A 12,809-nucleotide genomic window follows, 5' to 3' on the forward strand; every position below is an offset into this window, starting at 1 on the left:
CTCCTTATTCTTGTGCTTGAATAGCACTTAAAATCACAGTATTAACAATATCTTCTACCAAACAACCTCTACTTAAATCATTAATCGGCTTTTTAAGACCTTGTAAAATCGGACCAATCGCTAAAGAATTTGCCGTTCTTTGAACTGCTTTATAGCAAATATTTGCCGCATTTAAATCAGGAAACACATATACATTTGCTCTTCCTGCTACTTTAGAATTTGGCATTTTACTTTTTGCTGTTAGCATATCATATGCTGCATCAAATTGTATAGGACCTTCTAGCTCAAGTTGAGGATATTTTTCTTTAGCTATTTTAGTAGCTTCTTTAATTGCATCCACGCTAGCCCCGCTTCCACTATCTCCACTAGAATACGAAAGCAAAGCCACTTTAGGTTCAAGCCCAAAAGCTTTAGCGCTATTTGCGCTCACATAAGCAATTTCAGCAAGTTGCTCAGGAGTTGGATTTGGCATAACAGCACAATCAGCAAAAACCAAAACCTTATCTTCTAAAGACATAAAAAACATACCAGAAACTAAACTCACATCAGGTTTTGTTTTGATAATTTGCAAGGCAGGACGAATAGTTTCAGCAGTAGTTGTACTCGCACCACTTACCATAGCATGCGCTTTTTGAGTATGTACAAGCAAGGTTGCAAAATATGTTTTATCTTGCACTAATTTTTTAGCTTCTTCTTTACTCATACCTTTACTTTTTCTAGCTTCATACAAAAGCTCTTCAAATTCTTCATTATATTGAGAATTTTTAGGATTTATAATACGTACACCATCGATGTTAATATTTAAACTATTAGCTTTAGCACAAATTTCATTGCTATCGCCTAGCAAAATCAAATCAACAATCTCATTTTGCATTAAAAACTCACTAGCTTTTAATACTCTTTCATCAAAACTTTCAGGCAAAACCACTACTTTTTTATCTGCTTTTGCTTTTTCAAAAAGCTCATAAGAAAATCTTGCCTGAGTTTTATAGGTATATTCTTGTAATAAATCTTGAGTAAAATCTTCATTTTCTTTTAACAAAACAAAGTCGCTAAGCTTTTGACTTAGTAAAAAATTTAACATAGTATGATTTTCATCTTGACTTTTTGCATATAGTGGAGCATTTAGCTCTTTAGCTAAGGCTATATTTAAACTCAAATCTCCCATCAAACCAAAATCATCTACTCCAACCACTATAACAAAATCATTTTCTTTTTTTAATTTTTCATAATCTTGAATTATTTTTTTAAAAAAATCATTTGAATTTTGAGCAAATTTGCTTTGATAATTATTTTTTTCAAAACTACTAAAAAAATCTAGCTTAAAATTGGTTTTTGAACATATTAAAGCAATTTTTTCTTTATTTTTTTCACAAAAAACAGGAAAGTAAAAGGCTATTTTACCTTGAACTTTTTCTAAAGACTGTGTTAAAAATTTCTCATCAACACAATTTAATAAAAACATGGATTTCATTTTTTCCTCTTTTTTAACAAAATAATTGTTTTTTTGTAATATAATAATTTTAAAATTCATCACAATAATATAAGGTTATAAAGCTATGAAATTTAAAAATGTTAATTTTTACTTGTTACCTTTTGTAATGTTTGGTTGTAGCGCCACAGTCGATCCACATATTAACATGAAACCTCCAACTTATGTAGAAGAATTGGCTCCAAAACAAAATCATAACACCCAAAGCAATCCTGGATCGCTATTTGGTAAAGGAGATAATCCTTTATTTTCTGATAAAAAAGCAATGAATGTAAATGATTTAGTAACCGTAGTCATTAGAGAAAATGCTACACAAAACTCACAAGGCTCTAAAGCTACAAGTAAAAACAATAATGTTAATTTAGGCGGAGGACAAGTAACCACTGGTGCTGGACTTAGTAAAGCTAGAGATTTTATCAATGATTATACAAATATAGGCTATACTACAGCAAGTACTTCACAATATCAAGGCACAGGAAGCCAAACTAGAAGTGAAAATTTCCAAACCACCATTTCTGCTAGAGTGATTAAAGTTTTATCTAATGGAAATTATTTTATAGAAGGAAGTCGTGAGCTTTTAATTAACGGTGAAAAACAAATCATTCAGCTAAGTGGGGTTATAAGACCTTATGATATTTCTCAGGATAATATGATAGATAGTAAATACATAGCTGATGCAAAAATTCTTTATAAAACAGAAGGTGATATAGATAAATCTACACGCAAGCCTTGGGGGACAAAATTCATGGAAACCATTTGGCCTTTTTAAGCTAAATGGTTTTACATAAAACTTGGCGCATCATTAGAAAATAAAATCAAATCTCCATTTTGGGTTAATTTTGATAAAGTTTGCACAAGTTGAGATTTTTCTTTTAATACATAAAAATCTAATGTAATATATTTTTGCAAAATCGTGCTATTAGCCTCTGAAGTAATAATTACAAAATCAAAACATTCATTGATTATCTTGCATAATTTTATATTTTCTTCTTCATTAACTTCAACTATACCAGGAGTTACCAAAACTTTTCTTCCTTGATAGCTTTTACAAAGCTCATAGCTTTGACTCATACCTTTAAAATTTCCATTAAAACCATCATCTATAATAAATTTAGGCTCTTTAGAAATCACTTGCAAACGATGCTCTACTGCTTTTAAATTTAATACACTTTTTATAATATTTTCTATTTTTATTCCTAAATAATGAGCAAGTAAAATACACACGCTAATATTATAAGCATTAAAAGCACCTAATAAATTCGCATGAAAATCATAAATATTACCATCTAATCTTATTTTAAAATCTAAACCTTCTAAACTTGCCCTAACATCACTTAAACAATTATCATAAAATTCATTTTCATATAAGGTGCTTGAGTGTAAAAAGTATTTTTCCAAACGTTTGGATTTTAAAGCTTGCAACTTAGCACTGCGGATATTATCTTGAGTTTTAAAATACTCCAAATGCGCCAAACCAATCTCACCTACTATACAAATTTGAGGATTTAAAAACTCTGTAATTTCTAAAATATCATTCTGCTCTCTTGCGCCAGCTTCTACAATATAAATTTCAGTATTATTTTCTAAATTTTCATTGATATCTTTTACTATACCCATGAAAGTATTAACACTTCTTGGAGTTTTATAGCACTTAAACTCATCTTTTAAAAGTTCGTATAAAAAATTTTTTATACTTGTTTTTCCAAAACTAGCAGTAATTAGAATAATTTTTAAATTTGGATTATCACAAATTTTTTTATTTGCTTTTTTTATAAATGTATTTTGGTTTATTTTTTCTACTAAAAAGCTTAATAAAAATGCAGCTACTAAAGCTTCTAAACCTATCCAAAAAAATGGCATAAATACTAAAGTAAAAAGCGACAAAAATAAAAAATAACGCTTAATCCTAGCAGTAAAAACCAGCTTTTTATCTAAATTTTTATATAAGTACCCACCATATAACAAAGATAAAGCAAAAACTATAAAATATAAATAAAAATTTCCGCTATACAAAGAAAACACAAAAGCAAAATAAGGAATTATTAAAAAATATAAATGCCACAAAAGCTTAGCAAAATGTAAAATTATGCGTGAGAATTTATAAGAATACCATTGCAAAGCTAAAATCAGGTAAAATCCAAGTAAAAAATTCAAACTTGAAAAGGCTATCATACTAATCATTTTTTAAAAATTCCTCATGTATTTTTTCATTTATAAAATCAGCATGTTTTAAAAAGAAAAAATGATCCCCATCTAATGCAAAAAAATTTCCTTTTTGTGCTAGAGAGTGGATAATCGCTCCACTTTTTAAAGGCGTAGCCTTATCTTCATTACCCCAAAAAATCAAAATAGGGTTTTTAAGCTTTTGAAATTCATTTTCTAAATTTTCATTAACAACCTTCTTAAAGGTTTCATACATCACCTCACTCATGCCTTGAGCATCTTTGCTAATAAAAAATTTCCTCCAAAAATCCCCATAAGGAAGATTTTTTAAAATTTTAAACAAGGCTATTTTAAACCTCACTTTAAAGCTTTTTGGCAAAACCACACCTGCGCTAGAAAGTAAAATCAAACCCTGAAAATTAGCATTTTGACACATAATAGTCGCAACTTTTCCACCAAAAGAATGCCCCATTAAATAATCTGTTTTTTGCTCAATTGTAGTTAAAAAGTCTTCTACAACCTTGGCATAAGCATAAGAATCCATAGGCGCATCTATGCTTGAATTTCCAAAACCAGGCAAATCTAAATAAATTTGTTTAAAATCATTTAAAGGCTTTTCAAAAGCTTGTTTCATAAGCTCTTTATTAGCACCCCAACCGTGTAAAATAAGAATTGTTTTTTCACATTTTGGATTGATGATTTCATAACTTAAATTATAAAAATATCCATTAGAATATACTCTAGTTTTTGCCATTTCTAGCCTTTTTTATCTTTATAAATCTTTTCTAAAAGCATTACAGCTTCATTTAAACGCTCATATTCTTCAAAACTTAAAAGCACGGCTTCAAATTTATTATTTTTTACTATCACCACTCTACCATTTTCGCTCTTTTTTGTTTTTTCAAGCATAGTACTGAAATTTCTTACTACTTCAGTTGCGGTATAAATTTCATCTTTGCTAAAAGTAGCCATGATTATAACTTACCTTTTTGCCCATTAATACTGTGAATAAAAGCATAATCAATCTTAATTTGCTTTTCTAGCTCTATATTTTTTGCTAAATTATCAACTGTGTTAGTAAAATCTTCAAATAAATAATTTGCCAATGATCCTGGATTTGGATTGATCTCATTTAAATAAACCTCATCACCTATCACAAAAAAATCACAGCGAATCAAAGCTCCTTTAAATAAAGGATTGTAAATTCTCGTAAAATTATCCCTTAGTTTTTGCTTTAATTCTTCACTAATATCCGCTTCACTGACTTTAGAACTTTCTGAAAAACCTAAATATTTTTGTTCAAAATCTAAAATTTCATTTTTTCTAGGCTCTTCAATGATAGAAAATTCCATTTTTTCACCTATCATACAACCTGCTAAGTTATATTCTTTAATATTGCTTACAAATTTTTCAACCACAACATCCTCATCAAATTCAAAAGCAACATCTTTAGCATATTTAAGCTCACTTTCATCTTTAACTATACTTATACCTATGCTACTACCTAATCTTGCAGGCTTTAAAATACAAGGAAAGTCTAAAGAAACATTTTGCTCTTTATGCAAATTTAAAACCTTATAATCAAGTGTTTTTACCCCTACACTTTGTGCATAAAGTTTAGTTAAAACCTTATTAAAAGATAAAACACTAGCTTCTATGCGCGGTCCTATGTATTTTATACCATAAAAATCAAGCAAAGCAGCTATTTTGCCATCTTCGCCATCTTTTCCATGTACGATATTTACCGCTACATCAATGTCAAGTTTTTTCTCGCCTAACATAGTTTTTATAAAAAACCCACCCTGCTTTAACACCAAGGCTTTTTCTTTTTTATAAGCACCACTACTAAAAGTTTTTGCATTCATTTTTTCTTCATCTATAAGAAAAAATTCTTTATTTTTATCACAAAATATAAATTTTTTTTGCGCTTTAAGTACTTTTTTTAATACCACAGCACTCACAATGCTAATTTCATGCTCATAAGAATTTGCACCAAAAATTACACCATATATCATTATATTTTTCCTTTTATTATGCTAATTTTTTCAAAGCCTCTTTAATAAGCTCACTAGTATTTTTACTCTCACAAGTTCTTAAAACCTTTAAAATATTTTCTTGTTTAAAACCAAGTGAAAGTAAAGCTGCCAAAGCTTGTGCTTGGTCTTGATTAGAATTTTCTATATTGATTTTTGCATCACTTAACTCAGCTATAATTCTTTTTGCGCTCTTTGGACCAATACCAGGAACCTTTTTAAATACACTCTCATCACCACTTTGCAAAGCTGCATAAAAAGTATTAGTATCTAAGCTTGAGCAAAGTGCCATAGCAGTAGTTGCTCCTATACCACTAATTTTAATTAATAATTCAAACATTCTTTGCTCATTAATATCTAAAAATCCATATAATTTATGAGAGTCTTCTTTGATAATTTGTGTGATTAAAAACTCAACCTTTTGATCTTTTTCAAAATTACTTGAGCAAAAAAGCGACACATAAACACCATAACTTACCCCACTTGAAGTTTTTAAAACAACAAAAGTAGGTTCTTTTTTACTCACTATTCCTTCAATTGCCACTATCATTTAGCTTATTCCTTGTAATTACTAATAGAGCGAATTTCATAAACACTCATCCCGTTTTCAGTATCTATTTTTTCAAGCTCAAAACATTGAATTTTTTCTTCACTATGAGGATGATAGCTTAATTCTTTCCTAGGATTTAATAAAACAAATTTAACCTCGTTTAAATCCATCCATTTTCCACTTTTATTAATAATTTTTGATTTTAAAAGTTCATCTTGAATTTTTTTAAGTTTTTCTATATTTGCTTTTTCTTCTTCTTTTAAGGTTTCTATTTTATTAGCTAAAATATTTAAATTTTCAATCTTTTGATTAAAATCTTTAATAGTAATCTTATAAGCTTGCGGTATAGCTCTTTTTGCACTCATTAATTCTTTTGCCTTTTGCTGTAAAATTCTCACAGAATCTTTACTCACATGGATAGTATGCTTGGTTTCTTCAATTTCTTTGACTAAATTTTCTTGTTCTTTTTTTAACTCTTCAATATGCAAAAGTATCTCTTCTCCACTTTTTTCTTTATCAAAAGCTTTGAGATCTTGAATTACAAGTTTATTACCACTTCCTTGAACTTTTTCAACATGAATCAAGCTTTTAGCAATACACAAACAATTACCACCAAGCTCTTGTATGTAAATTTCATCCGCAATAATCTCTCCACCCACAGCCTTTTTAATATTTACTTTTTTAGCCTTAATAGAACCATTTTCTAAAGTTTCAGCAAAAACTTCCTCGGCCTCACAATATCCTCTTAAGATATTAACCTCAACCTTTTGCCCTATAATAGTGCTTTTATGATGCATATTACCTTTAAGAATTACTTTTTTACCTCTTAAAACAGAATCTTGAGCCATATTACCAGTAACTTCTAATTCTTGAGCCTCAACAGTAATCCTAGGACCTATTGCATCTTCTAAACTATTTGTATTTTTAATCACAATGATAACTTGTTTATCAAAACCCGCCCAAATAGAACCCGTACTTTTAAAATCAACCTTATTAAATTCTAAATAATTTTCTATCTCATAAATAGATTTTTTTTGGATAATAAAGCCATCTTTTTTGGCAATATATTTTATGCTTTCATCATCTTCTTTAACTTCAAAATTATCCGAACAAACAACTTTTTCTTTATTTGTTTTTGGTGGAAGTGCTTTTAAAATTTTAAATCTTAAATCCTTGCCATCACTACCCTCTTTTGGTTTAATCCTCTCAATAGCCACCTCATCTTTTCCTATGGGTGCTACATAGCTTCTATTCATCACATCATTGTGCTTTTTTAGATTTTCTAGGTAGTGATATTGAATTTCTTCATTTGTAGGCTCTTGAGGATTAACTCCCTTGCATACTTCAAATTCAACTTCAAAATCAAATTTTTGCTTTTCTTTAACTTTAGTATTAAAATCAATAATTTGCTTTTTAAAATCAAAAATTCTAAATCCGAGCAAATATTTCTCTTTTATCATCGCTTTGTAAATAGCTTCTAAAAGTTCTAGCGCCAATTTATCATGAAAAGCAATAATTTCACTGGCTTTAACACTAGCTTTTAATAAAGTACAAATTTCATTAGTGTATAAACTGATCTCAAAAGCTGGTGAGTGTGCAAATTTTTTAAAATAAATTTCTATTTTATACTCTTGCTCTATACTTAAATCATGAATTAAAAATTTTTCATCTTCTTCAAAAATTTTTAATTCTTTTTCATTAACTTTTATCCATTCTTGATTATCATAAGTATAAGAAGTACTAAAACTTAATAATCTAAAATCAAGTTCATCAACTTCGCATTTATTTTCAGAAGCAAATATCAAAAGCTCTTTATAAGGGTCTTTAGTATATAAAATTTTCTTCTCTTCCATAGCTTAAGCTTCCTTATTGTGTATAAAATTTTGATTTTAGCAAAAATAAAATCAAAATTTAGTTAAAATTATTGCTACTAAAAAATTTTATAATACTCAAACTAATATTTAAAGAATGAAAATTAATGAGAAAAAATATTATTTTTAAAAATTTTATCATCAATGCCTTAGGAATTTTATTTTCTAGGATTATGGGTGTTTTAAGAGATATTGTTTTAGCCTTGTATTTAGGGGCTGGAATTTATAGTGATATTTTCTTTGTAGCTTTAAAAATGCCTGCTTTTTTTAGAAGAATTTTCGCTGAAGGAGCCTTTGGACAAGCCTTTTTACCAAGTTTTTTAAAAGCAAGTAAAAAAGGTGCTTTTTGTATAAATGTCTTATTGCAATTTAGTATTATAGTGTTTTTAACCTGTGTTTTAGTGAGTTTTTTTGCTGAATTTTTTACAAAGATTTTTGCCTTTGGTTTTAACAAAGAAACGATCATTCTAGCCGCGCCTTTAGTTTCTATTAATTTTTGGTATTTGTTTTTTATTTTTTTAGTAACTTTTTTAGGCTCTTTGTTAAATTATAAACAAAATTTTTTCATCACTTCTTTTTCTGCTTCATTTTTTAATCTTTTTGTCGTGATTGCCGGATTTTTTGTTAGTCAAGATGAACCTTTAGAAGCTTTGTATTATTTTTCATATGCGACTGTTTTAAGTGGTCTAGCTCAACTTATATGGCATATTTTTGCTTTAAAAAATACTAGAATTTTAAAAAGTATGTATTTAAGCATAAAACTTAAAAAAACAAAGACTAATTTAGATAAGTTCCACTCTACATTTACTCATGGACTTTTAGGCTCTTCGGCAAATCAAATTAGTTCTTTATTAGATACCACTATAGCTAGTTTTTTAATGGCTGGAAGTATTTCGTATTTGTATTATTCTAACAGAGTTTTTCAGCTTCCTTTAGCTCTTTTTGCAATCGCTCTAAGTCAAGTAAGTTTTCCCAAAATACTAAGACATTTAAAAGCAAATGAAGAACAAAAAGCCTTGGCTTTTATGCAAAAAGCTTTTGAGTATTTAAGCGTGCTTTTAATTTTAGCTAGTATAGTTGGGATTATTTTAGCTAAAGAAATTGTGGAGTTTTTGTTTCAAAGAGGAAATTTTAATCAAGAAGATACAAAAATCACTGCATTTTTATTACAAGCTTATCTTTTAGGACTTTTACCTTTTGGTTTGCAAAAACTTTTCTCTTTGTGGCTTTATGCTAAATTTAAACAAAAAATAGCCGCTATAATAGCCTTTAAAACACTTTTTATATCAGCATTTTTTAGCATAGTGATTATTTTACTTATTAAAGAAGAAGCTTATAAGAGCTTAGGCATTGCATTAGCTTCATCTATTAGTGCTTTTTATTTATTATATGCTAATATAAAAGAATTTGGCTTTAAAAATCTTTGGGGTATTTTTAGGGTTAAATTTTGGTTTATCAGCATAGTATTTTTAAGTTTATTTGCTTTAGGCTTATTTGAAATTAAAGATATTTTAATACAATTTTTAATTGAAATTTATCATTTTTTTAAAGGTTTGTTTTAATGATTTTTTTTGATAGTGTTTTAAAGAAAAAATGCGAATTTATCCCACATGAGGCAAAAAAAGTAAATATTTATCTATGTGGGCCTACTGTATATGATGATGCGCATTTAGGACATGCAAGAAGTAGTGTGTGTTTTGATTTTTTAAGAAGAGTTTTGATAGCAAATGATTATGAAGTAGTTTTTGCTAGAAATTACACTGATATTGATGATAAAATCTTAAAAAAAATGCAAGAAAGTGGTAAAAGCTTAGAAGAAATTACAAATTTTTATATTAAAAGATATGAAGAAGATATGCAAGCGCTTAATATCTTAGAACCTGATTTTAAACCAAAAGCTACAACTTATATTGAGCAAATGATTACATATATAGAAAAACTTTTAGAATTAAACCTAGCTTATAAACTTGAAGATGGGATTTATTTTGATACCAGCAAAGATGATAAATACTTTTATATCTCTAAAAGAAATTTAGAAGACAATCAATCACGCCTTGAAGAAAGCGTGGCTAAAAAAAACGATAGCGATTTTGTTTTATGGAAATTTGATGAAAAATTTTATCCTGCAAGTTTTGGCAAAGGAAGACCAGGTTGGCACACAGAATGTGTTGTGATGATAGAAAGTATTTTTAAAGATAAACTTGACATTCACGCAGGGGGCATAGACTTACTTTTTCCTCATCATGAAAATGAAGCTTGCCAGTGTCGTTGTAAAAACAATCATGAATTAGCTAATTTTTGGTTGCATAATGGCTTTGTACAAATTAATGGTGAAAAAATGAGCAAAAGCCTGGGAAATAGCTTTTTTCTAAAAGATTCTTTAAAACTTTTTAGTGGAGAGGTTTTGAGATTTTATCTTTTAAGTGTGCATTATAGAGCGCATTTTAACTATGCTTTAGAAGACTTACAAGCTGCTAAAAAAAGACTTGATAAATTTTACCGCTTAAAAAAACGCTTAAATTTAAATGTTTTTATAGATGAAAAAACTACCATAGAAAGTGAAGTAGCTAAAAATATCTTAGAAGTTTTAAATGATGATTTAAATGCCTCTAAAGCCTTAGCTTTACTTGATGAGTTTATCAATGAAAGTAATATTTACTTAGATCAAAACCCAAAAGATAAAACTTATAAAATACAAGTAGAAAAAACCTTAAAAGAACTTGCTTTTATTTTTGGTATAGGCTTCATAGATACCATAAAATATTTTCAATTTGGCATTAGTGAAGAAAAATGTCAAGAAATAGAAGAAAAAATCACTCTACGCAACAAGGCAAAGCAAGAAAAAAACTATGCCTTAGCAGATCAAATTCGTGATGATTTAGCTAAAGAGAATATTCTTTTAATGGATACACCAAATGGTGTGGTATGGGAGAAAAATGGATAAAAACTACAAAGAAATGAAGCTTAAAGAGGTTTTTACTCGCTTTAAGCCTTATTATAAAGATTATTGGTTTTATTTTGTTTTAGCTATTATAGGTATGCTTTTAACTAGCGGTGGCACAGCAGCTAGCGCATACATCATAGAGCCTATTTTAAATAAAATTTTTATAGAAAAAAATGTTAATTTGCTTTACTACATGCCTTTACTTGTTGTTTTAATTTATGCTTTAAAAAATCTTGGTGCTTATATGCAAGTTTATTATATATCTTATGTTGGGACAGATATCTTAAGAAGATTAAGAGAATTAGTTCTTGGCAATCTTTTGCGCTTAGATATGAGTTTTTTTCATAAATACAGAAGCGGGGAATTAATCAGCAGGTGTACTTCTGATATTGGAGCTTTGCAAAATATAGTTTCTACTATCATACCTGAAATTTTAAGAGAAAGTTTAACTGCCATTGGACTTTTAAGCGTAGTGATTTATCAAAGTCCAAAACTTGCTTTTTTTGCTTTAGTAATTTTACCTTTAGCAATTTACCCTCTTGTTATTTTTGCTAAAAAAATCAAAAAAATAGGACGCAATACCCAAGAAAAAAATTCTGATCTTACTTCAAGATTAAGTGAAATCTTTTCCAATATAGAACTTATTAAAGCTTCCAATGCAGGCAAAAATGAAATGCAAAAATTCAGCCAAACTAATAGCGAAGTTTGTAAACTTTCCTTAAAGGGCATTAGAATCGAAGCTTTGAGTAGCCCTTTAATGGAATCTATGGGTTCAATTGGCTTTGCAATAGTAATTATAATAGGTGGTAAAGAAGTAATCGATGGAAGTTTAAGTATAGGTTCTTTTTTTAGTTTTACTACAGCTTTATTTATGGCTTATACTCCTATTAAAAGACTTTCTTCACTTTATACAAGATTACAAAATGCAGTAGCAGCTAGCGAGAGAACTTTTTATTTAACTGATTTAGAACCACAAATTAAAGGTGGTGAAGAAAAACTTACAGAAAATATCCAAAATATCCATTTTAAAAATGTCTCTTTAAGCTATCAAAAAGATAAAATGGTATTAAAAGATGTAAATTTTTCTTTTAACAAAGGAGAAATTCTAGCCTTAGTTGGATCAAGCGGTGGCGGGAAATCTTCTATTATCAATCTTTTGATGTATTTTTTTGAAAAAGATAGTGGTGAAATTTTAATCAATCAAAAAGACATTAGCTCTTTTGATATTGTTAGTTTAAGAGAAAATATCTCTTTGGTAACTCAAAATATTTATATATTTAATGACACTATAGCTCAAAATATAGCTTATGCTAAAGAATATGATGAAGCACGTGTAGTAGAGGTTTTAAAACAAGCTAATGCTTATGATTTTGTTCAAGAACTTGGTGGTATACATACTGAATTAAAAGAACATGGAAAAAATCTCTCCGGCGGACAAAAACAACGCATTGCTATAGCAAGGGCTTTATATAAAAATCCTCAAATTTTAATTTTTGATGAAGCAACTTCAGCACTTGATAATGAAAGCGAAAAAGCCATAGTAAGAACTATAGAAAGCTTAAAAAAAGATCGTTTGATACTCATCATCGCTCATAGACTTAGCACCATAGAAAATGCCGATAAAATCGCTGTGCTTGATAAAGGAAAAATAACTTCTATAGGAAATGATGCTTATTTAATGCAACATTGTGAAATTTATCAAAAATTAAAACAAAAAGTACAAAAAACTGATAAAGTCAAAGAAAATGAAAACTAA

At 28.4% G+C, this 12,809-nt stretch carries 11 protein-coding genes; 4 read left to right on the forward strand and 7 right to left on the reverse strand.

Annotated elements, in window-relative coordinates; translation table 11 throughout:
• Nucleotides 1-4 precede the first annotated feature (4 nt).
• Entirely contained in the window at nucleotides 5-1,474 is a 1,470-nt protein-coding gene (gene pta / locus L8V79_RS06285) for a phosphate acetyltransferase (RefSeq protein ID WP_263702921.1), read from the reverse strand.
• Nucleotides 1,475-1,559: 85 nt separating this feature from the next.
• Between pta and flgH the strand changes: the two genes are divergently transcribed.
• Nucleotides 1,560-2,261 (forward strand): flagellar basal body L-ring protein FlgH, encoded by a 702-nt coding sequence (gene flgH / locus L8V79_RS06290; RefSeq protein WP_263664106.1) that lies wholly within the window; start codon nucleotides 1,560-1,562, stop codon nucleotides 2,259-2,261.
• Between the two features lie 11 nt (nucleotides 2,262-2,272).
• Here the strand turns inward: flgH and L8V79_RS06295 are convergent, their stop codons facing one another.
• The 6 genes from L8V79_RS06295 to L8V79_RS06320 are packed head-to-tail and all read right to left on the reverse strand — an operon-like array spanning nucleotide 2,273 to nucleotide 8,091.
• The gene (locus L8V79_RS06295; protein WP_263702923.1) at nucleotides 2,273-3,673 is read right to left on the reverse strand and encodes a Mur ligase family protein; all 1,401 of its coding nucleotides are present in this window, start codon (nucleotides 3,671-3,673) and stop codon (nucleotides 2,273-2,275) included.
• Nucleotides 3,666-4,409 carry an alpha/beta fold hydrolase gene (locus L8V79_RS06300; protein WP_263702924.1) on the reverse strand — a complete coding sequence of 248 codons (744 nt, stop codon included), beginning with the start codon at nucleotides 4,407-4,409 and terminating at the stop codon, nucleotides 3,666-3,668. Before L8V79_RS06300 ends, L8V79_RS06295 begins: the two co-directional genes overlap by 8 nt.
• A 2-nt stretch (nucleotides 4,410-4,411) precedes the next feature.
• The gene (locus L8V79_RS06305; RefSeq protein WP_012661347.1) at nucleotides 4,412-4,627 is read right to left on the reverse strand and encodes a type II toxin-antitoxin system Phd/YefM family antitoxin; all 216 of its coding nucleotides are present in this window, start codon (nucleotides 4,625-4,627) and stop codon (nucleotides 4,412-4,414) included.
• 2 nt (nucleotides 4,628-4,629) lie between these two features.
• Nucleotides 4,630-5,670 (reverse strand): D-alanine--D-alanine ligase, encoded by a 1,041-nt coding sequence (locus L8V79_RS06310; RefSeq protein WP_263702926.1) that lies wholly within the window; start codon nucleotides 5,668-5,670, stop codon nucleotides 4,630-4,632.
• Nucleotides 5,671-5,686: 16 nt separating this feature from the next.
• A complete protein-coding gene (ruvA, locus tag L8V79_RS06315; RefSeq protein WP_263678993.1) occupies nucleotides 5,687-6,238 on the reverse strand; it encodes a Holliday junction branch migration protein RuvA in 552 nt (183 codons plus the stop codon).
• 5 nt (nucleotides 6,239-6,243) lie between these two features.
• Nucleotides 6,244-8,091, reverse strand: a complete 1,848-nt coding sequence (locus L8V79_RS06320; protein ID WP_263702927.1) for a FapA family protein — start codon at nucleotides 8,089-8,091, stop codon at nucleotides 6,244-6,246.
• Nucleotides 8,092-8,216: 125 nt separating this feature from the next.
• Between L8V79_RS06320 and murJ the strand changes: the two genes are divergently transcribed.
• From murJ to L8V79_RS06335, 3 genes are read left to right on the forward strand one after another with little or no spacing between them, the layout of a single operon-like run.
• Nucleotides 8,217-9,671 (forward strand): murein biosynthesis integral membrane protein MurJ, encoded by a 1,455-nt coding sequence (murJ, locus tag L8V79_RS06325; RefSeq protein WP_263702928.1) that lies wholly within the window; start codon nucleotides 8,217-8,219, stop codon nucleotides 9,669-9,671.
• Entirely contained in the window at nucleotides 9,671-11,053 is a 1,383-nt protein-coding gene (cysS, locus tag L8V79_RS06330; RefSeq protein ID WP_263702929.1) for a cysteine--tRNA ligase, read from the forward strand. Before murJ ends, cysS begins: the two co-directional genes overlap by 1 nt.
• A complete protein-coding gene (locus tag L8V79_RS06335) occupies nucleotides 11,046-12,809 on the forward strand; it encodes an ABC transporter ATP-binding protein (protein WP_263702951.1) in 1,764 nt (587 codons plus the stop codon). Before cysS ends, L8V79_RS06335 begins: the two co-directional genes overlap by 8 nt.

It is taken from the genome of Campylobacter sp. IFREMER_LSEM_CL2194, assembly GCF_025771685.1.
In the GTDB taxonomy this organism is placed as follows: domain Bacteria; phylum Campylobacterota; class Campylobacteria; order Campylobacterales; family Campylobacteraceae; genus Campylobacter_D.